The organism is Dechloromonas hankyongensis (genome assembly GCF_022012295.1).
In the GTDB taxonomy this organism is placed as follows: Bacteria; Pseudomonadota; Gammaproteobacteria; order Burkholderiales; family Rhodocyclaceae; genus Azonexus; species Azonexus hankyongensis.
Genome location: NZ_JAKLTN010000003.1, coordinates 58,982 through 83,572 on the forward strand (window position 1 = coordinate 58,982; position 24,591 = coordinate 83,572).

Genomic DNA, 24,591 nt, shown 5'->3' on the forward strand with positions numbered 1-24,591 from the left:
GTATAACCGAAACCTGAAACGCGAATCGGCTTCCCTGGACGATATCGAGATGGTAACCCGCTGCTTCGTCGCCCGGGCGCAACAGATCGCCCGGCAACAGCGCCTATGTCGTTAGCCGCTACGCGACAGCCCCGTCGCGGTAAAATCGCGCTTTATCTTCGAAAATTCCGCTCCCATGTCGCGCAAGATCCTCGTCACTTCCGCCCTGCCCTACGCCAACGGCGCCATCCACCTTGGCCACCTGGTCGAATACATCCAGACCGACATCTGGGTGCGTTTCCAGAAAATGGCCGGCAACGAGTGCTGGTACGTCTGCGCCGACGACACGCACGGCACCCCGATCATGTTGCGCGCCGAGAAGGAAGGCATCACCCCGGAAGCCCTGATCGAACGAGTACATGGCGAGCATTACCGCGATTTCTCTGGCTTCGGGGTCGGCTTCGACAATTACTACAGCACCCATACGCCGGAAACCCGCGACTGCGCAAACGACATCTACCTGAAGCTGCGCGACGCCGGGCTGATCGAGGTGCGTACCATCGAGCAGTACTTCGACCCGGTCAAGCAGCTGTTTCTGCCCGACCGCTTCATCAAGGGCGAGTGCCCGAAGTGCCACGCCAAGGACCAGTACGGCGACAACTGCGAGGTATGCGGCGCGGCCTATGCGCCGACCGACCTGATCGAGCCCTTCTCCGCCATTTCCGGCGCCAAGCCGGAGCTGCGCAACTCCGAGCATTACTTCTTCAAGCTGTCCGACCCGCGCTGCGAGGCTTTCCTGCGCCAGTACACCGGCAAGGACAACGGCGTGCTGCAGGCCGAGGCTGCCAACAAGATGCAGGAATGGCTGGGCGCCCCGGGCGACAACAAGCTGACCGACTGGGACATTTCGCGTGATGCACCGTATTTCGGCTTCGAGATTCCCGACGCGCCGGGCAAGTACTTCTACGTCTGGCTCGACGCCCCGATCGGCTACATGGGCTCCTTCAAGAACCTGTGCGCCAAGAAAGGCCTAGATTTCAACGAATACTTCAAGCCGGATTCGAGCACCGAGCTGTACCACTTCATCGGCAAGGACATCCTCTACTTCCACGCCCTGTTCTGGCCGGCCGAGCTGCAGCACGCCGGTTTCCGCACGCCGACGAAAATCTTTGCGCACGGTTTCCTGACCGTCGATGGCGCCAAGATGTCCAAGTCGCGCGGCACTTTCATCACCGCCGAAAGCTTCCTGAAAACCGGGCTGAACCCGGAATGGCTGCGTTATTACTACGCCGCCAAGCTCTCCGCCACGATGGAAGACATCGACCTCAACCTCGGGGATTTCTGCGCCCGCGTCAATTCCGACCTGGTCGGCAAGTACGTCAATATCGCCAGCCGCTCGGCCGGCTTCATCGCCAAACGCTTCAACGGCCAGCTGGCGCCGGCGGCAGCCGACCTGCCGGCGATCAAGGCGATCCAGGCAGCCGCCGGAAAAGTCGCCGAACTGTACGAAGCCCGCGAGTTCGGCAAGGCCATGCGCGAAATCATGGCGCTGACCGATGCCGCCAACCAGTACGTCGATAGCGTCAAGCCGTGGGAACTGGCCAAGCAGGAAGGCAAGGAAGTCGAACTGCACGCCGCGTGCACCAATGCGCTGAACCTGTTCCGCCTGCTCACCATTCTGCTCAAGCCCATCCTGCCGGTGGTTGCCGGCAAGGTCGAGCAGTTCATGAACATCGCCCCGCTGGCGTGGACCGACACCCAGAGCCTGCTTGCCGGCGGCCACGCCATCAATGCCTACGAACACCTGATGACGCGCATCGACCCCAAGCTGATCGACAAGCTGGTCGAAGCCAACAAGGAATCGCTGGCCCCGACGCCGGAACAGCAATCCCAACAGCGCCACGGGGAACACCAGCAGAAGGAAGCAGCCAAGGATGCCAAGGTCGTTCCCGCCCCAGCCAGCGAGGGACTGTGCTCCATCGACGATTTCATGAAAATCGATCTGCGCATCGCCCGCATCGCCAACGCCGAACACGTCGAAGGTGCCGACAAGCTGGTGCGCCTGACCCTGGACGTCGGCGAGGAAAAAACGCGCAACGTCTTCGCCGGCATCAAGGCCGCCTACGATCCGGCCCAGTTGATCGGCCGACTGACCGTCATGGTCGCCAACCTGGCGCCGCGTAAGATGAAATTCGGCCTGTCGGAAGGCATGGTGCTGGCCGCCTCGGACGGCGAGGGCAAAACCCCGGGACTCTTCCTGCTGTCGCCGGATTCGGGCGCTCAGCCGGGTATGCGAGTCAAGTAAGCCGGAGAACAGGAATGCGGCAAGGTATGAACACCGCATTCCTGCTGCAGTGCAGCAATCCAGCGTTTTACTTCAAGTATTACTTTAAGTTAAACGCCCAATTCGGCCCCAGGATTTGTTCTTTTCAAACTATCCACAAAATCTGTGGATAAGTCTGTGAATGAATATGGGCGGCACGCACTAAGTCACCGTTTCACAAGGACTTTCCTTACCCTGCCCGAAACTTGAGCTCAGCCGTAACGCATTGATTTATAAGCCATAAGCCGACAGAGGCAATAAATTAACAAATTCGACATCCGTCGATTGTCAACAGTGAAATACTCGCACCGACACTGTGCATAACTCCGAACTTGACTTCCGGCTTGTCAAGTCCCTTGGAAGACTTTTTTTCATAGCGAGAACAGTTCGGTAAACGCCAGCTCGACTCCATGACGCGCCCCTCTCTTCCCCGCCTGACCGCCCGTATCGCGGCCTATGCCTTGGCCGACATCTTCGGCCTGTTCTGCGTCGTGACCGGCGCCAGCTGGTTCGCGGCCGGCAAAGGCGCCGTCGTGGCCAACTTCCCGAATTCGCTGGCCGAGGCGGTGGCGTGCACGGCCGGCGGCGCCGCGGTGATGGTTTGGGCAGTCGCCCGCATCCGGCGCGAAATCGCCCGCCAGGCACCCCGGCTCACAGCGCGCGGCGATGCAGATAACGCCGCACGGCATCCGGACAAGCTTGGCCGGCCCGACGAAGACGGCAAGTAGCCGGCCACGCCGGCAGCGCTGAACCCTAGTCGCCGGACTTGCTGCCCGGCTTGAGCCAATCGGGCAATTCGCGATTGCCGGCGTTGTCGATGATGTATTGGCGGATCAATTTGCGCACGACCTGCGACGACGTCAGGTCGTGCTCGGCGCAGATTTCCTCAAACAGCTTTTTCTTGCGCGGATCGATCAGCAAGGTCAGGCGGGCAGTACGGTTCTCCATGAACATCGCTCTTGTTAAATTTGTATCGCATCATGTTAACATATGATTAACATTGACGATTAATAGGACGCTCATATAATGCACCGCTTACTCCCAGAGCGCGTGCCATGAAAATCGCCTTTCGCCCCAAGCTCCTCGATTGCCTGCCCGGCTACAGTCGGGCCCAGCTGGGCAAGGATCTGGCCTCGGGGATCACCGTCGGCGTCCTCGCTCTGCCGCTGGCCATGGCCTTCGCCATCGCTTCCGGCTGCTCGCCGACCGCCGGCATCTGGACGGCCATCGTCGCCGGCTTCCTGATCTCTGCCCTGGGCGGTTCGCGCGTCCAGATCGGCGGCCCGACCGGCGCCTTCATCCCTATCATTTATGGCATCGTCGCCCTGAACGGTTTCGTCAACCTGCTCGGCGCCACCATGCTGGCCGGCGCCTTCCTGCTCGCCATGGGGCTGGCGCGCATGGGGCAGCTGATCCGCTTCATCCCGGTCACCGTCGTCATCGGCTTCACCAACGGCATCGCCGTGGTCATCTTCCTCGCCCAGATCAAGGATTTCTTCGGCCTCAAAATCGACAGCCTGCCGGCCGAATTCTTCCAGCGTATCAAGACCCTGGCCGCCTACGCGCATACGGTCGATCTGCCGACACTCGGCCTGGCCTCAGCCTGTTTCGCCTTCCTGCTCTCCTACAACTGGCTGGCGCAACGGCTTGCACTGCTGCGCCGGGCGCCGGGGCCGCTCGTCGTGCTCGTCGTCGGCACCCTGGTTTCCTTCCTCTTCGACCTGCCGGTGGAAACCATCGGCAGCCGCTTCCACGGCATTCCACAGGAATTGCCCAGCTTCGGCCTGCCGGCCCTGTCCATCCACGACTTCGGCAAGCTGATCTCGCCGGCCATCACCATCGCCCTACTCGGCGCCATCGAATCGCTGCTCTCGGCCCGTGTCGCCGACAGCCAGATCGACGATCGCCACGATCCCAACCAGGAGCTGGTCGCCCAGGGCCTGGCCAATCTCGCTGCACCGCTGTTCGGCGGCTTTGCCGCCACCGGCGCCATCGCCCGGACGACGACCAACGTCAAGACCGGCGGACGGACGCCGATCGCCGGCATCATCCACGCCGCCGTGCTGCTCGGCATCGTCCTGCTCGCCGCGCCACTCGCCGCCTACGTGCCGCTCGCCACGCTGTCGGCCATCGTCATGGTCGTCGCCATCAACATGGGCGAATGGCACGAATTCGTCGAACTGAAGCGCTATACATACAACTACCGGATCATCCTGCTCGCCACCTTCCTGGTCACCGTGCTGTTCGACCTGACCATCGCCGTCGAACTGGGCATGGTGCTGTCCAGCCTGTTCTTCATCTACCGGATGTCGGAACTGACCCGCATCGAACGCCTGCCGATGGGCGAGGAGGCGCACGATCCGCGCTTTCTGTACCCGGATGGCAGCATGCGCGTCGCCACCTGGCAGCTGTTCGGCTCGTTGTTCTTCGGCGCGGTCAACAAGCTGGAGGAACTGCTCGACCCGCGCGAAGGGCACCCGGAAGTGGTGGTCCTCGACATGACGCGCCTGATCCAGCTCGACACCACCGGCCTCGAAGGGCTGGAGAATCTGCGCGACAAATTGCAGAAACGCGGCTGCACCCTGCTCGTTTGCGGGCTAAACTCGCAGCCCGGCTCGCTGCTCTACCGCTCCGGATTCATCGACCACCTCGGCGACGACAACGTCTGTCCCGACCTCACCGCCGCGCTCCAGCGCGCCTACATCCTGCTGCCCAACCTGCTGGGCGGCTTCGAAGAAGATTACTGAAGGGAACATCATGAGCCTGCCCCACTGCCCGCAGTGCAATTCCGAATACACCTACGAGGACGGCGCCAACTACGTCTGCCCAGAATGCGCCCACGAGTGGCCGCAACAGGCCGCCGAAGCGGTCGAGGAACAGCGCGTCTGGAAGGACGCCAACGGCAACGTGCTGCAGGACGGCGACTCGGTCACCGTCATCAAGGACCTGAAGATCAAGGGCTCGTCGTCGGTGGTCAAGGTCGGTACCAAGGTCAAGAATATCCGTCTGATCGAGGGCGATCACGACATCGACTGCAAGATCGACGGCATCGGCGCCATGCAACTCAAGTCGGAATTCGTCAAGAAGGCCTAAGCCTCGACAGTTCGGTTCAGCGGTTCAGTCCCGCCGCCCAGGCCTCGGCCGCCGGGCGGACGATCTCTATCCACGGCCCGGGATAGATTCCGATGCTGACGATCATGACGATCAGCGCCACCAGCACGGCCCATTCGCGCGGCCGCAGATCGCTGGCCTGGGCCACCCCCGCCTTGTCGACCGGCCCGAAGAAGGCCTTGCGGTAGAGCGACAGAAAACCGCCGGCGGCGATGGAAAGCCCGAACAGCGCCGCCATGCCGGCTCCGGTGTGGCTCTGCAGTGCGGCGATGATGAGCATGAACTCGCCCGGGAAGCTGCTCGTGCCCGGCATGCCGACCCCGGCCAGGCCGCAGATCAGGAAGCCGGTGGCGAGCAGCGGCATGCTTTTCGCGGCGCCGCCCAGGGCATGGATATCGGTCGAACCGGTCCGCTGGCGCAGGAACTCAAGCAGCAGGAACGCCCCGCCAGTCGCCACAGAAAAGCTGAGCAGCAGCGACACCGCGCCCTGCGCACCCTGCGCCGTATAGGACGCCAGCCCGAGCATGGCCAGGCCGACGTGGCAGATGCTGGCGTAGGCCAGGCTGACGCGCATATTGGTCTGCGCCAGCATGCCGACCGCGCCGTAAAGGATGGCCACCGTGCCAAGGCCGGCGAGCAGCCAGTGCAGCTCGAGCGCCACGTCGGGGGCGAGCGGCACGGCAAAGCGGATCAGGCCGAAGGCGCCGAGCTTGAGACCGACCAGCAGCGCCGTCAGCGACCCCGGTGCGGCCAAAGCGAACTGCGGCAGCCAGGTGTGCAGCGGCACCAGCGGCACCTTGACCCCGAAACCGAGCAGGCAGAGCAGGAAAACCGCCAACTGCGTAGTGCGCGCCAGGGGCGCAGCGAGCAGGGCCTCCAGGTCGAAGGTCGGCACCGGCTGGCCGGCGGCCAGGATGACGAAGGCGAGCAGCAGCGGGATGCCGCCGGCCAGCATGATCAGGAAATAGCGCGTCGCCGCGGCGGCCGCCCCCGCCGTGACGCCCCAGCGCCCGAGCAGGAAATAGAGCGGGACCAGGGTCGCTTCCCAGAAGACGAAGAACAGCACCGTGTCGAGGGCGCAGAAAATGCCGAAGGTCGCCGCCTGGAGCAGGAGCAACAGGCTGTAATGCAAGCGCGGCGCGTCCTGCACGGCGTTCCAGCAGGCGACCAGCGAGCCTAGAAATAGCAGGGCGGTGGCCGGCAGGAAGAGGATGGACAGGCCATCGACGCCGACCCGGTAGTGCACGTTCAGGCTGGCGATCCACGCGACGCGCTCAACCAGCTGGAAACGCCCCCCGGCCGGATCGTAGGCGACCAGCGCGGCGACACTGAGGGCCAGCGACACGAGCATGCTCAAGGCCACCAGCCGGCACGCCAGGCGGGACGGCAGCAGCCACAGCAGTCCGGCCGCCGCCAGGGGCAGGAAGATCAACAGCGACAGCAGCGGCAGGCTCATCGGGCGAACCTCGCGGCGGCCGCCTGGCTGGCCGTTTCGGTCAGATACAGCCAGGGTTCGGTGAAGAAGCCGATGGCCAGCAGGGCGATGAGCGCAATGCCGCACACCACGTACTCCATGGGCAGCGTGCGGTCCACGTCGTGGCCGCCGGCCTTGGCCTGCGACAGGAAGGCGCGCTGGAAGGCCCAGAGCAGGAAGCCGGCCGCCGCCACGTTGCCGAGCGCAGTGGCGACCGTGGATAGCGCGCCGAATTGGTCGATGGAAGCATCGAGGATCAGGTGGGCGGCGTCGAAGCCCGGGGTCCCCGGCATGCCGACGATGGCCAGGCCGAAAGCCAGGAAGGCGACGGCGAGGAAGGGAATGCGCTCGAACAGGCCGGACAGCTCGTGCAATTCGGTCGTTCCGGTGCGCCGGAAGACGAAACCGACGATGAACCACATGCCGGTCACCGCCAGCCCGAAGTTGGCGGCGAGCAGTACCGTGCCCTGGATGCCGGCCTCGTGCAGGCTGAACAGGCCGATGACCAGCAGGCTGGTGTGGCTGACCACGGCGAAGGCGAGCAGGCGGCGCAGGTTGCCCTGCTGGAAGGCGAGGGCCGCGGTGAAGAAAACGCCGGCCATGGCGAAGCCGACGACGTAGGGCTGCCAGGTCTGCACCGCCGCCGGGGTGAGCGGGAGCACGAAGCGCAACATGCCGTAGATGCCGACCTTGACGCCGACCATCAGGGCCGGGGCGACGGCGATCAGGCCGTGCTGCGCCATGTTGGGCAGCCAGCCGTGCAGCGGAAAGAGCGGGGTGCGCACGGCCAGCCCGTAGAACAGCAGGTAGAAGGCCGCCGTCTGGAACTTGCCGACCGGGATGGCGCCGAGCAGGTCGAACAGGTCGAAGCTCCACCGTCCGCCGGTGGCCTCGGCATGCCCCCAGCCGAGCACCACGCAGCCCGCGGCAAAGAGCGCCCAACCGAAGCCCTGGTACTGGACGAAGCGGGCCAGGGCCTGGATTTCGGCCCGCGACGACGCCCAGCGGCGCAGCAGATAGACCACCGCCCACAGTTCCAGCCCGGAGAAAGCGGCGAACCAGGCGACATTGACGGTGACCAGCATGCCAACCAGCCCGGCTTCGGCAATGAGCAGCACAGCGAACAGGCGGCCCGGCGAAATCATGCCGCGGCTCATGCCGTACAGGGTCATCAGGAAAGTCAGCAAGGCGCCGGACAGGATGAAGACCATGCTCAGGCCGTCGACCGCGACATGATAGGCCAGCGGCGCGAAGCGCTCGGCCAGTTGCAGGGCCGGCGACGTCGGGTTGAGGTGGCTGACGGCGACGACGGCGAGCAGCAGTTCACCGAGCGCGAAGGCCTTGCCGAGCACGACGGCCGTCAATCTTTCCTTGAAGGCGAAGACCACCGCGGCGCCGAACAGGGGCAGCGCCTGCAGCATCAAGACCAAGGGCAGCGCCGCCTGCTGCGGCCAGAAGATTTCGCTGAAACCGCCCAGAGTCGCGCCCATCACAGGATCACCACGAAAGTCGCCATCACCGCCATCATCAGGTAGCGCGGCTGCTCGAGCAGGCCTTCGACCGTCCGCAGATAGGCCCCGGCCCGGTGCAGCAGCCTTTCGGCAGCGCCGCCCTTGCCGCGCAGCAGCAGGCGATACTCGATGTGCTGCAGGCTGTCCGAGACCTTGGCCAGCAGGCGGCCGGGCAGCCCGTCGACCAGGACCAGCGGCCGGTCGTGGTGCAGGACCTTGCCCCGCCCCGGCTGGCCGATGGCGTGATCGATGAAATGCTCCTCCAGGCCGCGCACGTCGCGCGAGAAGGCCTGGGTCGGTTCGACGAGCAGCGTGTGGGCCAGCTTGTCCAGCCAGAAACGCTGCACGGCGATGGTGTACAGCAGCTGGTTGTTGCGCAGCCAGGCCGGCGGCGGTGGCGGCCGTTCGCGGGTGATCGCCAGCCACGACGGCGCGAGCAGGAATTGCCAGATGCGCCAGCCGGCATGCAGGCACAGATGCACCAGGGCCAGCGTTGTCCAGCCCAGGCCGATGGCGACGAACATCAGCGCCACCTGGAAAACCACGGCGAAAATCAGGGCCGACTTGACGTCGGTCTGCACCAGGCCGCACAGCCAGGCGTAGATCGCCGTCAGCGTGCCGGCGATGACCAGGCCGAGCATCACGTCCGGCACCTGGACGAGTAATGGCTCCAGGCGCAGCAGCAGATAGACGCCGGCATGCACCATCACCGCACCATAGAAAATGGCCGAAGACGGCGTCGGCCCTTCCAGCGCCCGGGTGATCCACGCCGAGAACGGCAGCTGCGCCGACTTGGCCAGTGCGGCGATAACGAAGCCGATGACCAGCAGGCGGTCGTTAACCACGCTGATTTCCCTGGCCCGGGACAGCGCTGTCCACTCGAAACCGCCGAGCCAGGCCGCGGCCAGGCCGAGGGCGAGCAGGAAGCCGGCGTCGCCGGCGCGGTTGGTGACGAAGGCGAACAGCGCATTGCCGGTCGCCACCGGCCGCTGCCAGGCGTAACCGATGAGCAGAAAGGACGAAATGCCGCACATCTCCCAGCCGACGAAGGCGAGCAGGCCGTTGCCGGCGAGCAGCACGAACTGGATGCCGGCCAGGAAGAAACCCAGCGCGATGAAGAAGCGATGGAAACCAGCCTCGCGGTGCAGGTAATTGGCCGAGAAGCGGGTGACCAGCCAGCCGATCAGCGCGGTCAGCGTGCCCAGCGACAAGGACAGCGTGTCGAGCATGAAGGAGAAGGTCGCCTCCCAGTTGCCGTTGCCGAACCAGTTGCCGTTGCCGAACCAGTGGCCGTTGCCGAACCAGTGGCCGTTGCCGAACCAGTGGCCGAGCCGCAGATGCCCCGGCGCGCCATGTACCAGCGACAGCGCATCGATGGCGAGCAGCAGGGCCAGCCCGCCGAAGGCGGCGAGCGACGCCAGGCGCGCGGTCAGCGGCTCGGCGGCGTCACCCATCGCCCGGCCGAGCAGGACGCGGGCAGCGGTGACGACGACCGCCAGCAAGGGCAAGGCCGGCACCAGCCAGACGGCGCGGGCGAGATGGTCGAGCAGCGGCATCAGGGCGCCCCGCCAAGAATGAGGGCCGGGGCGAGCGGCGCCGATTCGCCGGCGAACCAGTCCACCGAGCGCCCGACCTGCGGCAGTACGGTGCTGCCGGACCACGGCAGCCAGCCGCGGCGCGGGCAATAGTGCTGGATTGCGCCGCTGATCGGATCCTTGGCGGCAACGACGATCCACGCGTTGACTATCAATTCGTGCAGGGCCGCCTGGCGCTGCACGATGGCGCTCAGCACCTCAGTCGTCTGCTCGACGACGACGAGCAGGCGCATCGGCTCGTGGATTTCGACCATCTGCCAGGGCAGCCCGGTGCGCAGGTCGGAATCGGCCCCTTCCATGACGCCGAACAGGCCGGTCACGTTGTGGGTGATTTTCGAGCCGCATCCGAAACGCTCGTTATCGACCGACGAAAAATAGTATTCGAGAGCTATCCCGGCGCCGACCGGGCCGGCGGCGAGCAGGATGCTTTCGACGATGCGGCCGTCGGCGTCGTCCGCCGTCGGATCATAGGAAATCAGGAACACCCGGCGATCGAGGAACAGGCCGCGACTCATCTGCCGGCGGCCGATGAAGGCGGCGGCATTGGTGGCATGGCCGAGTTCCGGCCGGGCCTGGGCGATGTCGTGGGCGCGGCCGACGACATGCCGGCGCGCCTGCCACGGCGACGGCCGGGTCGGCGCCGAAGCCAGCCGCCGGCAACGCTCGGCGGCATGCGCCCGACAGGCTTCGCCGATCTGGCCGACCAGGGCATCGAGGGCCGGCTGGAAACGCGGCGGCACCCGGTCGAGGTCGTACCACTCGACGCCGTCGTCGCAGGTGTTGTGCTCTGCCGCCACGAACCAGGTGTCGTCGCAGATGACCAGGCCGCGATCGATGAGGCCGGCACGCACCTCCGGCCGGTTGGCCAGCGCCGCGAAGACACGGGCGTTCGGCCCGCCGTGCTTGCCCGCGCAGGCGCCGCAATCGTAGGCCGACAGGTGCGGATTGTTGCGGCTGTCCGAGCCGTGTCCGAAAAGCAGGACCAGCGGTGCGAAATCGGCGACCAGGCCAATCATGCGCAGGAAGGCGGCAAGCTGCCCGACCTGCGCGTCGACGCTCCACCCCATTTGCGGCTGCTCCGGCGTCGCCACGCCCACCTCGTCGGCGGTCAGCCCGAGGCGGGTCGACACCCGTCCCTCGTATTGCTCCCGCCAGCGACGCAGGCTTGCGCCAAACCAGCCCGGCGCCACTGTCGCGGCAGTCAATGCAGCGAGTGCCGGCAGGCTGCCCAGCGCGGTCAACAACGGCCCGGCCAGCGCCCGGCGCCGGGTTGTCTGGAAGAAGCGCTCGCGCCAGCGCAGGCGCCTTTCGCGGCGAGCCGCATGGCGCGCGGCCAGCGCCCCGGCGCCATCGGCCGGCCATTCGCGGATCAGGTGCCGCGGCTGGACGACGACCGGGCACAGCGCGCTCTTCTCCGCGTCGTCCAGCCCCTGCCAGTACATCGGCACGCCGAAGAAGCCGGCGGCGCCATAGGTCGCGACCTGCGGGGCGATTTCCTCCAGGTGGCGGCGCGTGCCTTCCTCGCGGTCGTCCATGCACATCACGACCTGGGCCGCCGGCTGCACCGGGCTGCAGTGACGTCCATGGTTGGCGGCCAGGGCGCCGAAGATCTGTTCGCGGTAATGCCGCTCGTAGGCGAGCAGCCAAATCTGGCCGCGCTGCAAGGCGGTCAGGCTGGCCATGCAGGCCTGCATGGCGGCGAGGCCCACAGCGCCCAGCACTTCGACATCGGCCGGCATCAGCCCCAACTGGCGGCAGCAGGCGGTCAATTGCCAGGCCCGGTCGTCCTGCTCCCTGGCCTGCATGACCGGCTCCAGGCGCTCGGCCAGATGCTGCCAGGCCAACTCATCGACATGACCGCTCCGCGCCCGCTCGACCAGGTTCGCCGCCTCGCCTTGCAGGTCCTCCGGCAAGCGGGCGTCGGCCACGGCCAAACGCACCGCCAGCTCCTGCGGCCGGGCCAGGAAGTGCTCGCGCAGTTCGGTAAGCCCCATTGGCCAGCCGACCAGGCGGCGGACGAGGTCGTCGAGCAGCAGGCGTTCGAGCAGCACGCGCACGGCCAGGTAATCGAGCATGGCGACCGGCGTGCCGTCGCCGCGCGCCGGATTGCGCTCGCGCCACAGGAACATGCCCGACCAGCCGGGCAATTCGAGACTCAGCCGCTCGAGATAGCCGGACCACAGGCTTTGGTCGGACAGCAGGCGCGGCAATTCGTCGACCAGCACGTCGAGCGGCTGATCCGGCAGATGCAGGATTTCGTCACGGACATTGGGCAGTTCGTCCATTTCCCAGGCCAGATCTAGGCCGGCGCTGGCCCGCCAGGCGGCGAAGAAGCCCTGTGCGCGGGCCGGATTGCGCCAGGCGGCGACACCGAGGTCGAGATGGGCGGCGAGATGGCGCTGCAGGATGGCGCGCACCCGTTCCAGCACATCCTCGCCGGTCAGCGTGGCGAGCACGCTGCGCCAGCTGCGCTGCCGGCCGACCTGGTCGACCAGCGCCGCCCAGGCCGTCGCCGGGCCGGCACCATGTTCCGCCGGCGACTGTGCCGGACCGGACGTCAGCTTGCTGCAGCAGGCGAACAGCGCGTCGTCGTCAAGACCGGTTTCGCGGCGCAGCCAGTCGAGGCGGTTCGCCTCGACACCGTCGTCGCCGGCCATCAGGCTGGCCAGCAGCACGTCGCGTCGGGTCAGACCACGGACCAGCGGCGTATCGAGGCCGTCCACGCCGGCCTCGTCGAGGACCGTCGACAGATCATCCTTGTCGATCCGCCCTTCGGCCAGGCACTGCCGGAAGCGCGACTCCGGCCAGTAGGTCCGCGCCCCGGTCAGGGCCTGCGCGGCGGCCAGCGCCTCGGCAAAGGGCAGATGCTGGAAGCCGTGCAGGGTGTTGTGATGGACGAAATCGCGGATCGGCGCCTGGGCCGGCAGGACATGGGCCAGATGCTCGACCCAGTGGGCCAGGCGTTCGCGGATGGGCAGGTCGTGCTCGGCGCCCATGTCACACCCCGAAGCGCCCGGCGACCAGGCCGATGCTGCCGGCGACCAGATCGAGCAGGGGCGCCGGCCACAGGCCGAGGACGACGATGCAGGCGGCGAGCAGCCCGGCGGCCACCGTCTCGGTCCGCGTCATGTCGTGCAGTTCCATGGCCGGCCCTTTCAGACAGAGGCGGCCGACGACGCGCAGGCTGTAGGCGGCGCCGACCAGCATGGCCAGACCGAGCAGGATGACCCAGCCGCCCCAACGCGCATAGCCGGCGACCAGGGCGTGCAGTTCGGCGATGAAGCCGGCGCTGCCTGGCAGGCCGATGGCGGCGAGCAGGCCGAAGGCGACGAAGAAGGCGAAGCGCGGCGCCCGGCCGAGCAGCGAGCCGTAATCGGCCAGGTCGCGGCTGTGCGTGCGCTGGTAGAGCAGGCCGACGATCAGGAACAAGGTGCCGGCGGTCAGCCCGTGCGCCACCATCTGCACCACCGCACCGGTCAGGCCGGTGACGTTGAGCGTGGCGATGCCGAGCAGCACGACGCCCATGTGCGAAATGGACGAATAGGCGACCATCGCCTTCAGGTCCTGCTGGCGCCAGGCCAGGATGCCGCCGTAGAGCAGGCTGACGAAGGCGAGGATGGCCAGCCAGTCCTGCGTCGCCAGCAGCGCGGCGGGCAGCGTGTCGGCGGCGCGGATCAGCCCGTAGGCGCCCATCTTGAGCAGCACGCCGGAGAGCAGGATGGACACCGGGCTGGGCGCCTCGACGTGGGCCAGGGGCAGCCAGCCGTGCAGCGGGAAGACCGGCATCTTGACGCCGAAGCCGATGAACAGGCCGGCGAAGATCAGCAACTGGGTGTTCAGCGGCAGCTCGCGGCCACCGGCGGCCATGTCGGCCATCGCGAAGCTGTGTCCCGGGGCGGCGTCGTAAAGAAAGAGCAGGGCGACCAGCATGAATACCGAGCCGCCAAGCGTATATAAGAAGAAGTTGAGCGCCGCGCGCTGCCGGTTCGGCCCGCCCAGCCGGTCGATCAGGAAGAACAGCGGGATCAGCGTCGCCTCCCAGAAAACATAGAACAGCGACCAGTCGCGCGCTGTGAACACCCCGAACATGGCCGACTCGAGCAGCAGCACCAGCACGAAATAGAGCCGCGCCCCCTCTTCCATGCGCCTTGAGACGAGCACGGCGATCAGCGACAGCAGCGCGGCGAGCAGCACCATGGCCAACGAGATGCCGTCGACGCCCAGCGAGAAGTAGGAACCGAGCCGGACATTCCAGGCCCGGCTTTCGAACATCTGTACCGCCGCCCCGGCCGGATCGAACTGCGCGGCAAGCCACAGCGCATAAGCAAGCGCGGCCAGCGCGAAGGACATGGCCACCTGCCACAAGGGCAAGGCGCGGCGTGCCGGCAACACGGCCAGCACGGCAGCCCCCGCCACCGGCAGAAAGACCAGCGCCTTCAGCATGACTTGGCCCCTCCGCCAGTCTGCTCGGCATTCATTATTTTCATGGCGGGATTATGCCAGCGACCCGGCCATGACAGGCAAGTCGGAACCGGCTGTTTACCCTTGCTGCAGCGCGCCATTGGTTTGACATGGCATGCCCGCTTCGCTAAATTGAATGTTTCCCCCCAACCTCGAAACCAATCACGATAAGGAGTTCCCCATGGCCGTTCTCGTTGGCAAGCAAGCCCCGGATTTCACCGCAACCGCTGTCTATGGCAACAACGAAATCAAGGAACTGAAGCTCTCCCAGTTCAAGGGCAAGCCGGTCGTCCTGTTCTTCTACCCGCTCGACTTCACCTTCGTCTGCCCGTCCGAACTGATCGCCTTCGATCATCGCCTGGAAGAATTCAAGCAACGCGGCGTCGAAGTCGTCGGCGTCTCCATCGACTCTCAGTTCACCCACCTGGCGTGGAAGAACACCGCCGTCAAGGAAGGCGGCATCGGCCAAGTCGGCTATCCGCTGGTCGCTGACGTCAAGCACGAAATCTGCCGCGCCTACGACGTCGAACTCGAAGCTGCCGGTGTCGCCCTGCGCGGCTCCTTCCTGATCGACAAGAACGGCGTGGTCATGCACCAGGTCGTCAACATGCTGCCGCTCGGCCGCAACATCGACGAGATGCTGCGCATGGTCGACGCCCTCCAATTCTTCGAAGAGCACGGCGAAGTCTGCCCGGCCGGCTGGAACAAGGGCAAGCCCGGCATGGTCGCCTCGACCGAAGGCGTTGCCGCCTACCTGGCCAAGAACGCCAAGAAGCTGTAATACCTGCCGATCGCCCGCGAAACGGGGGCGAACGTCAAAAAAACCCCGGGCTTATTCCCCGGGGTTTTTTTCATTGTGGTTTCGCCAAGTATCAGGATAAAATTTGACGAATTTGTAATTTCAGCAAAGACGAATTAATCATGGCGGATTCCGAATATCTCAGTACCCGGCAAGCGGCCCTGCGCCTGGGCGTTTCGCTCGGTACCGTGCAAAACATGGTGGAAAGCGGCGCCTTGGAAGCCTGGAAGACTGCCGGCGGCCATCGCCGGATTCCCGTCGCCTCGGTCGATGCCCTGCTCGCCCGTCGCCGCAGCCTGACGCCGAGCGCCCAGGAAAGCAGCGGCCAACTCGACATCCTGATCGCCGAAGACGACCAGACCCTGCAGATGCTCTACCAGATGACCATCGACGGCTGGGGCCTGCCGATCAAGCTGCGTATCGTCGCCAACGGCTTCGACGGCCTGCTGCAGGTCGGCCAGCGCGTGCCGGACATCCTGATCGCCGACCTGATGATGCCGGGCATGGACGGCTTCGAAATGATCCGCCGCCTGCGCGCCAACCCGGACCTCGCCCGCATGGACATCATCGTGGTCAGCGCCATCGATCGCGAGGAAGTGCTCAAGCGCGGGCTGCCTTCCGACATCACTCTGTTCGGCAAGCCGATTCCCTTCCACGAGATCAAGGGTTTCCTGCTCGGCCGTCTGGCTTCCCGGCAACGCAGCGCTTGAGCGCCGCGCATGTGCCGGAAGGGCCGACGCCAGCACGATTCGCCAGCCGGATCGGCTGGCGTTTTCACAAGGCGGCGCGCCATCCGCGCCGCCAGCGGGACACATGCCTTGCTTACCCGCAACGGCCATCTCCATCCCGGACAATGCAAATACCATTTGCTGCATTTTTATTGTTTCTCGGACCATGCGCAGCCATGGCTTGCCGAGAGTAGCGAGGCCGACCATGCGGGGGTATGATCAGCGCCAGCTTTTGCCCCCTCTGGCGGGCCATAAGAAAAGAAATCGGAGACATTGAATGGGATTCTTTGGAAATAACGCGGCCCTCAACAAAATCGACCGCGACATCTCGGCTGTTGCCGAAGGCCAGGCCAATCTGTCGCTGGTCGTCGGCACCACCGGCAACGACGCCAGCGGACGTATTTCGGCCAACATCAACCGCCTGTTCGGCCGCGTCCGCACCCTGATTTCGCAAGCCCGGGAGCGTAGCGTCAGCATCGCCGCAGACGCCGCCCGCATGAACCAACTGGTCCAGCAGACCGACGACGCGGTGCGCCGCCAGGAAACGCTGGCCGCCAATGTCTTCGAGTCGAGCAACCGGGTCAATCTGGCGGTCAGCGAAGTGGCCATGAATTCCGATGCCATCCAGGCTTCGACCCAGAACAACCTCGACCTGGCCCAGCGCTCGCTGGAGCAGATGGAAACCGTGGCCTCGACCATGCGCTCGACCAATGCCCACATCGAGCATTTCTCGTCCACGGTCAACGAACTGCACACCAGTTCGATGAAGATCAACGAAATCGTCTCGCTGATCAACGACATTTCCGACCAGACCAACCTGCTCGCCCTCAACGCCGCCATCGAGGCGGCACGGGCCGGCGAAGCCGGGCGCGGCTTCGCGGTGGTCGCCGACGAGGTGCGCAAGCTGGCCGAGAAGGTCAAGACCGCCACCCAGGTTATCGGCCAGAACACCCAGTCGATGATCAACCTGGTGTCCGACACCTCGGAAAAGACCAAGACCATCGTCGGCGAAGTGACCAAGGCCAACGGCTACATCGAAACCTCGGCAGCCGACCTGACCACCATGGTCGGTGATTTCAAGCTGACGACCGGGCAACTGACCACCATTTCGACGGCCATCTACAACCTGCGCGAAAGCAACCAGGCCATCCACAGCGAGGTCGAGGAAATCCGCGACCATTCGCGCGACATTTCCGGCCGTATGAAACAGTGCCTCGGTTCGGCCAAGACCCTGCGCGAATCGACCGAAGACCTGCAATGCACGCTGGCCGATTTCCGCACCGGCAATAGCATGTTCGATACGCTGCACGACAAGTGCGCCGATTTCCGCGACAACGTCGCTGCCATCCTGCAAAAGCTGGCCGACCGCGGGGTCAATATCTTCGACCAGTCCTACAAGGAAATCCCCGGTTCCAACCCAAAACGCTACACGACCGCCTACGACAGCCAGTGCGATGGCGAACTGACCCGCCTGTACGACGACCTGCTGCGCGAAGTGCCGGGGCTGGTGTATTCGCTGTCCATGGACAGTAACGGCTACGCGCCGGCCCACAATTCGTCCTGTTCGCAGCCGCCCAGCGGCGACCCCGTCATCGACCTTGCCAAGTGCCGCCACAAGCGCATCTTCAACGACCCGGTCGGCATGAAGGGGGCCAAGAACCAGATGACTTCGCTGTTCCAGACCTACGTGCGCGACACCGGCGAAATCCTCGCCGACCTGACCATGCCGATCATGCTTAACGGCCGGCACTGGGGCGCCGTACGGATCGGCTTCAAGACTGATCTCGTCAAGTAGATAGTCAGGTCCACGCTCCGGAAACGAACAAGGCGCCCGCGGGCGCCTTGTTTTTTGGCCATCCGGTCGTCAGCGGAGGCTCAGGCAGCTGCTCCGAGGCAGACGGCACGTATGCTGGCCAGATAGTCGGGCACCGCCGCATCGCCTTCCGCCGGCGCCCAGGCGGCCCGCTCCTCGGGTGCTATCGGCACATACGGCCCGGCCTTGGCCTCGAAGATGACGGTTCCCGGCTCCAGCGCCAGGACGCTGTGGAACACACCGTGCGGCACGTCGACACCCACTGCGTCACCGCCCGCCGCCAGCACGGCGCTGCGCTGGACGCCGCCCTGGTCGTCGAAAAAGACGACGCCTAGGCGCCCGCGCAGGACGAGCAGGGTTTCATCCTTGGCCGGATTGAGATGGCGGTGCGGCGGCACGTAGGAGCCGGGTTCGATGGCGACCAGCAGGCGGTGCGCCGGGTAGACGTCGTCCGGATGGAAATTGCGATGCACGCGCCGGCGCGGCGCCTGGCCGGCCGCGGCGCTGAGCTCGGCGAACAGGGCCTGGTCGATGAGCCTGAGCATCAGTACACGATCTCGACGTTTTCCGGCTGCAACCAGCCGCCCAGCGCTTCGATCAACGGATCGTCGAGGCGAACGCGGGCCTCTTCACCGAGCACCATTTCGCATTCGGCCACCTCGTTGCGGTAGCGGATGCGCACGGCCGCGGGACCTGGGGCGAAGGGCGTCAGCAGCGACTTCAGCTTGCCGGCGTCCGAGTTGCCATTCATTTTCAGCAGCAGGTGCTTGGCGAAGCGGGCACGCGCCTCGCCCATGGTCATCAGACGTTCGGCAACGACGGCATTGCCGCCGGAGAATTCGTCGTAACGGACCTTGCCCTCGATGACCAGCACCTCGTCGGTGACGATCTTGTCGCGCTCGGCCTCGAACAATTCGTTGAATACCGAGACTTCGACCATGGCCGTGCCGTCGTCGAGCTGCACGAACAGCATCTTGCCGCGCCGGGTCATCTGGGTGCGGATGCCGACCACGATGCCGGCGATGTTGGTAAATTCCTTGGCCGGTTCGAGGCGGTTGAGCGGGCGGCGGATGAAGCGCGACAATTCCTTCTTGCAGGTGTTGTACGGATGCCCCGAGAAGAAGAAGCCAAGCGCCGTCTTCTCTTCCATCAGCTGGGTCTTTTCGTCCCATGGGCGAACGTTGACGTATTCCGGCGCGTGCTCCTCGGCCACCTCGGCAATGTCGAACAGGCTGGTCTGCATGGCGTTGCGCTCGGCATGCTCGGCGAAATCCATGGCCACGCCGACCGTCGCCAGCAGCTTGTGGCGATCGGGGACCGGGGTGTCGCCGGCGGTCAGCGGCGCGATACAGTCGAAGGCGCCGGCGCGGATCAGCGCCTCGATGGTGCGGCGATTGACCATGCGCTTGTCGCAACGCTTGCAGAAGTCGAACAGGTCCTTGAACGGCCCGCCTTCCTCGCGCGCCTTGAGAATGACGTTGACCGCCTGCTCGCCGGTGCCCTTGACCGCCCCCAGACCGTAGCGGATGGTCTGCCGGTCGACCGGCTCGAAGCGATACGGCGAGGCATTGACGTCCGGTCCGAGCACCTTCACCTTGTTGGCGATCGTATCCTCGTAGAAGATCTTCACGGTGTCGGTGTTGTCCATGTCGGAGGACATGGTCGCCGCCATGAAGGCCGCGCAGTGGTAACGCTTGAGCCAAGCCGTGTGGTAGGTGACGACGGCGTAGGCAGCGGTGTGCGACTTGTTGAAGCCGTATTCCGCGAACTTGGTCATCAGGTCGAACAACTGCTCGGCGAGCGCCGGATCGTAGCCGCGCTCCTTGGCGCCGGCGGCGATGGTCTCGCGGTGTTTGGCCATTTCCTCGGGTTTCTTCTTGCCCATCGCCCGGCGCAGCATGTCGGCGCCACCCAGCGTGTAGCCGCCGATGATCTGCGAGATCTGCATCACCTGTTCCTGGTACACGATGACGCCGTAGGTCGGCGACAGGCAGGCGGTGAGGTCGGGGTGGAAATAGTCGATCTTCTGCTGGCCTTTTTTCCGCAGAATGAAGTCATCCACCATACCGGAGCCGAGCGGGCCGGGACGGTAGAGCGCGAGCACAGCGATGATGTCTTCGAAACGGTCGGGCGCCAGCTTCTTGAGCAGCTTCTTCATGCCTTCCGATTCGACCTGGAAGATCGCCGTCGTATTGGCGTCCTTCAGGATCTGATAGGCCCCGGGGTCTTCGAAGCCGAGCGACATCAAGTCCAACTTCTCGCCGGTCATGCGGCGGATGTACTCAACGGCCAGTTCGATAATGGTCAGGTTGCGCAGGCCGAGGAAGTCGAACTTGACCAGGCCAGCCTTCTCGACGTCGTCCTTGTCGAACTGCGACACCGGCGAGGCGTCGGCGCCGGTCGCCTGGTACATCGGGCAGAAATCGGTGATCTTGCCCGGGGCGATCAGCACGCCGCCGGCGTGCATGCCGACATTGCGGGTCAAGTCTTCGAGGCGGCCTGCCAGGTCGAACAGTTCGCGGATGGTTTCACCGTCGCCGTCGCCTTCCATCATCTGCTGGAGCTGCGGTTCCTGCTCCAGCGCCTCGGCCAGCGACACCGGCTTGTTCTGGACGATGGGAATCAGCTTGGAAATACGGTCGCACATCGAGTACGGCAGGCCGAACACGCGGCCGACGTCGCGGATCACCGCCTTCGACGACATGGTACCGAAGGTAGCGATCTGGCTCACCGCATCGGCGCCGTAGTGCTCGCGCACGTACTCGATGACGCGCCAGCGATTGTCCTGACAGAAGTCGATATCGAAGTCGGGCATCGACACCCGTTCCGGGTTCAGGAAGCGCTCGAACAGCAGGGCGTAGGCCAGCGGATCGAGGTCGGTGATGCGCAGCGAATAGGCGACCAGCGAACCGGCGCCGGAACCCCGGCCAGGACCGACCGGCACGCCATTCTGCTTGCCCCAGTTGATGAAGTCGGCCACGATCAGGAAGTAGCCGGGGAAGCCCATCTGCAGGATGGTCTTGCACTCGAAGTCGAGGCGTTCGTCATACTCCGGCCGGCGCTGGGCACGCACTTCGGGATCGGGGTACAACTCGGCCAGACGCACTTCCAGCCCCTTCTTCGCTTCCTGCACCAGGAAGTCGTCGAGCGACATCCCTTCCGGCGTCGGGAACAACGGCAAGTAGTTCTTGCCCAGCGTCATTTCGATATTGCAGCGCTTGGCGATTTCCAGCGTGTTTTCCAGCGCCTCCGGCAGGTCGGCGAACAGCTCCGCCATCTCGCCCTGCGTCTTGAAATACTGCTCCGCGGTGTAGATCTTGGGCCGGCGGGTATCGCCCAGCACGTAGCCCTCGGCGATGCAGACGCGCGCTTCGTGCGCCTGGAAGTCGTCGGGCTTCATGAACTGGATCGGATGCGTGGCGACCAGCGGCAGGCCCGTCTCGCCGGCCAGATCGGCAGTCTGCTGGACGACGGCCTCCTGTTGCGGCTGGCCGTAGCGCTGCACTTCGAGATAGAAGGCGCCGGGGAAAATCGCCTCCCAGGCCTTCGCCCGTTCGCCGGCGAGGTCGAAATTGCCGTTGAGCAGGGCCTCGCCGACATCGCCGAGATGCGCACCGGACAGGGCGATCAGGCCATCGCAGCCGACTTCGGCGAACCATTCGCGGCGGATTTCCGCCCGGTCGCGGCGGCCTTCGACCAGATAGGCCTTGGTCAGCAACTCGCACAGCTGCCGGTAGCCCTCGCGATTGCGCACCAGCAGCAGTAGGCGATAGGCGTCCTCGGGCGCCTCCGGGTTGGCAATCCACACGTCCGCCCCAGCCACCGGCTTGACCCCCTTGCCACGCGCCCCGGTGTAGAACTTGACCAGCCCGAACAGGTTGGCCAGATCGGTCAACGCCATGGCCGGCATGCCGTCGCCGGCGGCGCGCTTGACGGCATCGCCGATGCGGACGATGCCGTCGGTTACGGAGTATTCGGAATGCAGGCGGAGGTGGACGTAGCGCGGGGAATTCATGGCCGCAATTTTACCGCGCCGACGGGTGGCCGTCCGAACCAGCTTGGGCTAGATTAGCGGTTTCGAATAAAACCACCGGGAGACAAACCATGAGCCAAGAAGAAGCCCTCGTCCTGCGTAGCGACCGTACCGACGGCCTGACCACGCTGACCCTGAACCGTCCCAACGCCTTCAATTCGCTGTCAAAGGACCTGCTCAGCGCCCTGCAGACCGAACTCGATGCCATCGCCGCCAGCGAGACCGTGCGCGTCGTGGTCATCTCCGGCGCCGGCAAGGCTTTCTGCTCCGGCCACGACCTGAAGGAAATGCGCGCCAATCACAGCAAGGCCTACATGCAGGCCCTGTTCAAGCAGTGCGGTGAGTTGATGCTGACCATCACCCGCCTGCCGCAGCCGGTCATCGCCCGGGTGCACGGCATCGCCACCGCCGCCGGCTGCCAGCTGGTGTCGATGTGCGACCTGGCGGTGGCCGCCGATGTGGCCAAGTTCGCCGTTTCCGGCATCAACGTCGGCCTGTTCTGCTCCACCCCAGCCGTCGGCCTGGCTCGCAATCTGGGCCGCAAGGCGGCGCTCGAAATGCTGCTCACCGGCGATTTCATCGACGCCATGGAAGCCAAGGCCAAGGGGCTGGTCAATCGCGTCGTGCCGCTTGACGCGCTGGATGCTGAAATCGAGCGCCTGGCCGGCAGCATCCTGGCCAAGAGTGCCGTCGCCATCAAGACGGGCAAGGGCATGTTCTACCAGCAGCTGGAAATGGGCCTGCGCGAAGCCTACGCCTATGCCGCCGAGGTGATGGCCTGCAACATGATGAGCGAGGACGCCGGCGAAGGCATCGATGCCTTCATGCAGAAGCGGAAGCCGGTTTATAGCGGACGGTAAGCAACGCGCCGGGTGCCGCCTCAGCGCATGACCAGCCACTCGCCCTCGCGCCATACCGGCATGGCGAAATTGAACAGGTCGGCATGGGCGGCCAGTTCGAGATCGCCGCGCCGCAGATGGGGCCAGGTGCCGGCCGTAAAGCGGCGCCCGAAATCGGAATCGCGGACCCGCTGGGCGAAGCTATCCGGGTTAACCGCCTCGCCGCGCAACAGGGCCTCGATGTAGTCGGCGCAGGCGATATCCTCGTCGCCATCGCGATCCACCCACTCGCCGGTAATGACAAAGCACACCTCGGCGGCACCGGAGGCGCGAATGGCCTTGGCCGTCGCCCGGGCGCATACCAGGCTGGCGGCATAGAGCCGGCGCGCCTGGCGGAAGCGCTGCAGGCCACGCACGCCGGCCGCCGTGGTCATCACCACGTTTTTTCCGGTCAGGTCGGCCTGCATCAGTTGCCAGGGCGAATTGCCGAAATCGAAGCCTGGTACCGGATCGCCGCCGCCGACCGCACCGACCGACACGGCATCGGGCATCTGCGCCAGCCGGGCCACCGTCGTCGCCACGCCTTCGACCGGATAGACCGCCCGCGCGCCATTGGCCAGCACCACCGCCGCCGTCGTGAATGAACGCAGCACGTCGATCACGACAACCGTGTCGCCGCTACAGGCTTGATCCTGCAAGCGGTTGAGGAAGAAACGCGAAAATCTCATGGCTGGAGAGTTCCTACGCATTTATCCAGAATAGCCGCTTCCGGCGCGCGCCGCAAAACGGCGGCACCGCGTCCATCACCTGGACGGAATACCAATTCAGGCATCCGTCATTGCACAGCAGGGGTTTGTCGGGCGATAGCGACACAATCAGCACCAGATAAGCGCCGTTGCTGACCGCATCGAAGAAAGATATTTCCTACGTCATGCGAGTGGACTACACTCCGATGACGTATCGATAGCACCTCAAGCTGCACGCTCCGCTTCACGCCGGTTGCTGCGCTTTGCCGGCAACCCTCCGCTCCTCCACCGAACACGGAAGGATACGCATCATGGCAAAAAGAGCACTTTGTATCGGTATCAACAACTACCCGGGGACCGGCATGGACCTGCAGGGTTGCGTCAATGACGCGAACGACTGGGCGGCCGAACTGGCCGCTCGCGGTTTCAAGGTTTCCACCCTGCTCGACGACCAGGCGACCAAGGCCGCCATGGTCAAGGCCATGAGCGAGCTGATCGGCAAGGGCGCCAAGGGCGACACGCTGGTCATCACCTACTCCGGCCACGGCACCTACCAGCCGGACACCGACGGCGACGAAATCGACGGCCTCGACGAGGCGCTCTGCCCCTACGACCTGCAGACCAGGGGCGAAGCGCTGATCGACGACGAGATCCACGCCATCTTCGCCAGCCGCAAGTCCGGCGTACGGCTGATCCTGATCTCCGACTCTTGCCATTCCGGCACCGTTACCCGCGCCGCCAAGGCCGAGAAGGACGCCGACAGCCGGCCGCGCTTCATGCCCATGGGCAACTGGCTGCCCAATAAGGAACTGCCGAAGAACCGCGCCGGCAAGGTCGCCGCCACGATGACCGGGCCGTCCGGCACCTCGCCCCTGCTCGCCGCGGCGAGCACCAACCGGCTCGGCGACCTGCTGCTCTCCGGCTGCAAGGAAGGCCCCAACAACTTCAGCTACGACGCCCGGATCAAGGGCCGCTTCAACGGCGCCTTCACCTACTACGCGCTGAAGGCGCTCAAGGCGATGAAACCCGGCGCCACCTACGCCGAGTGGCACAAGGCCATCGCCAAATACCTGCCGTCGGCCAGCTACCCGCAGTCGCCGCAGATCGTCGGCAGCGCCGGCGCACGCAAGGGCAAGATTTTCGAATAAGCCCGCCCCACCTGGCCCGACAGAGGAGAGT

General features: G+C 65.2%; 18 protein-coding genes. 9 read left to right on the forward strand and 9 right to left on the reverse strand.

Annotation, left to right across the window (positions count from 1 at the left end):
• Positions 1-175 precede the first annotated feature (175 nt).
• Positions 176-2,284: a methionine--tRNA ligase gene (gene metG / locus LZ012_RS15940; RefSeq protein WP_275711862.1), complete on the forward strand. Its 2,109-nt coding sequence runs from the start codon at positions 176-178 to the stop codon at positions 2,282-2,284.
• A 428-nt stretch (positions 2,285-2,712) separates the two neighbouring features.
• The gene (locus tag LZ012_RS15945) at positions 2,713-3,030 is read left to right on the forward strand and encodes a hypothetical protein (protein ID WP_275711863.1); all 318 of its coding nucleotides are present in this window, start codon (positions 2,713-2,715) and stop codon (positions 3,028-3,030) included.
• A gap of 25 nt (positions 3,031-3,055) precedes the next feature.
• Here the strand turns inward: LZ012_RS15945 and LZ012_RS15950 are convergent, their stop codons facing one another.
• The gene (locus LZ012_RS15950) at positions 3,056-3,250 is read right to left on the reverse strand and encodes a CopG family transcriptional regulator (RefSeq protein WP_275711864.1); all 195 of its coding nucleotides are present in this window, start codon (positions 3,248-3,250) and stop codon (positions 3,056-3,058) included.
• A gap of 107 nt (positions 3,251-3,357) precedes the next feature.
• Between LZ012_RS15950 and LZ012_RS15955 the strand changes: the two genes are divergently transcribed.
• Positions 3,358-5,049, forward strand: coding sequence for a SulP family inorganic anion transporter (locus tag LZ012_RS15955; RefSeq protein ID WP_275711865.1), 1,692 nt, complete (start codon positions 3,358-3,360; stop codon positions 5,047-5,049).
• Between the two features lie 7 nt (positions 5,050-5,056).
• On the forward strand, positions 5,057-5,395 hold the full coding sequence (locus tag LZ012_RS15960; RefSeq protein ID WP_275711981.1) for a zinc ribbon domain-containing protein YjdM: 339 nt from the start codon (positions 5,057-5,059) through the stop codon (positions 5,393-5,395).
• A 16-nt stretch (positions 5,396-5,411) separates the two neighbouring features.
• On the opposite strand, the gene LZ012_RS15965 is transcribed toward LZ012_RS15960, so the two are convergent.
• The 5 genes from LZ012_RS15965 to LZ012_RS15985 are packed head-to-tail and all read right to left on the reverse strand — an operon-like array spanning position 5,412 to position 14,436.
• Positions 5,412-6,869 (reverse strand): complex I subunit 4 family protein, encoded by a 1,458-nt coding sequence (locus LZ012_RS15965; protein WP_275711866.1) that lies wholly within the window; start codon positions 6,867-6,869, stop codon positions 5,412-5,414.
• Complete coding sequence (locus LZ012_RS15970) at positions 6,866-8,377, reverse strand: complex I subunit 4 family protein (RefSeq protein WP_275711867.1); 1,512 nt, start codon at positions 8,375-8,377, stop codon at positions 6,866-6,868. The genes LZ012_RS15965 and LZ012_RS15970 overlap by 4 nt, the downstream gene beginning before the upstream one ends.
• Positions 8,377-9,954, reverse strand: coding sequence for a proton-conducting transporter transmembrane domain-containing protein (locus tag LZ012_RS15975; RefSeq protein WP_275711868.1), 1,578 nt, complete (start codon positions 9,952-9,954; stop codon positions 8,377-8,379). The genes LZ012_RS15970 and LZ012_RS15975 overlap by 1 nt, the downstream gene beginning before the upstream one ends.
• On the reverse strand, positions 9,954-12,989 hold the full coding sequence (locus tag LZ012_RS15980) for a DUF2309 domain-containing protein (RefSeq protein WP_275711869.1): 3,036 nt from the start codon (positions 12,987-12,989) through the stop codon (positions 9,954-9,956). Before LZ012_RS15980 ends, LZ012_RS15975 begins: the two co-directional genes overlap by 1 nt.
• A 1-nt stretch (position 12,990) precedes the next feature.
• Positions 12,991-14,436, reverse strand: coding sequence for a complex I subunit 4 family protein (locus LZ012_RS15985; RefSeq protein ID WP_275711870.1), 1,446 nt, complete (start codon positions 14,434-14,436; stop codon positions 12,991-12,993).
• Positions 14,437-14,635: 199 nt separating this feature from the next.
• Between LZ012_RS15985 and LZ012_RS15990 the strand changes: the two genes are divergently transcribed.
• The 3 genes from LZ012_RS15990 (at position 14,636) to LZ012_RS16000 (ending at position 17,776) form a co-directional block, all read left to right on the forward strand.
• A complete protein-coding gene (locus tag LZ012_RS15990) occupies positions 14,636-15,235 on the forward strand; it encodes a peroxiredoxin (RefSeq protein ID WP_275711871.1) in 600 nt (199 codons plus the stop codon).
• A gap of 140 nt (positions 15,236-15,375) precedes the next feature.
• On the forward strand, positions 15,376-15,963 hold the full coding sequence (locus LZ012_RS15995) for a response regulator (RefSeq protein ID WP_275711872.1): 588 nt from the start codon (positions 15,376-15,378) through the stop codon (positions 15,961-15,963).
• A 295-nt stretch (positions 15,964-16,258) separates the two neighbouring features.
• On the forward strand, positions 16,259-17,776 hold the full coding sequence (locus tag LZ012_RS16000; protein ID WP_275711873.1) for a methyl-accepting chemotaxis protein: 1,518 nt from the start codon (positions 16,259-16,261) through the stop codon (positions 17,774-17,776).
• A gap of 80 nt (positions 17,777-17,856) precedes the next feature.
• Here the strand turns inward: LZ012_RS16000 and LZ012_RS16005 are convergent, their stop codons facing one another.
• Together LZ012_RS16005 and dnaE are read right to left on the reverse strand one after the other, a co-directional pair.
• Positions 17,857-18,339, reverse strand: a complete 483-nt coding sequence (locus LZ012_RS16005; RefSeq protein ID WP_275711874.1) for a WbuC family cupin fold metalloprotein — start codon at positions 18,337-18,339, stop codon at positions 17,857-17,859.
• Positions 18,339-21,809, reverse strand: coding sequence for a DNA polymerase III subunit alpha (dnaE, locus tag LZ012_RS16010; protein ID WP_275711875.1), 3,471 nt, complete (start codon positions 21,807-21,809; stop codon positions 18,339-18,341). The genes LZ012_RS16005 and dnaE overlap by 1 nt, the downstream gene beginning before the upstream one ends.
• An 89-nt stretch (positions 21,810-21,898) precedes the next feature.
• On the opposite strand from dnaE, the gene LZ012_RS16015 reads away from it, so the two are divergent.
• On the forward strand, positions 21,899-22,687 hold the full coding sequence (locus tag LZ012_RS16015; protein WP_275711876.1) for an enoyl-CoA hydratase: 789 nt from the start codon (positions 21,899-21,901) through the stop codon (positions 22,685-22,687).
• Positions 22,688-22,707: 20 nt separating this feature from the next.
• On the opposite strand, the gene LZ012_RS16020 is transcribed toward LZ012_RS16015, so the two are convergent.
• The gene (locus tag LZ012_RS16020; RefSeq protein ID WP_275711877.1) at positions 22,708-23,394 is read right to left on the reverse strand and encodes a 2-phosphosulfolactate phosphatase; all 687 of its coding nucleotides are present in this window, start codon (positions 23,392-23,394) and stop codon (positions 22,708-22,710) included.
• Between the two features lie 329 nt (positions 23,395-23,723).
• Between LZ012_RS16020 and LZ012_RS16025 the strand changes: the two genes are divergently transcribed.
• Entirely contained in the window at positions 23,724-24,560 is an 837-nt protein-coding gene (locus LZ012_RS16025; RefSeq protein WP_275711878.1) for a caspase family protein, read from the forward strand.
• Positions 24,561-24,591: the final 31 nt, after the last annotated feature.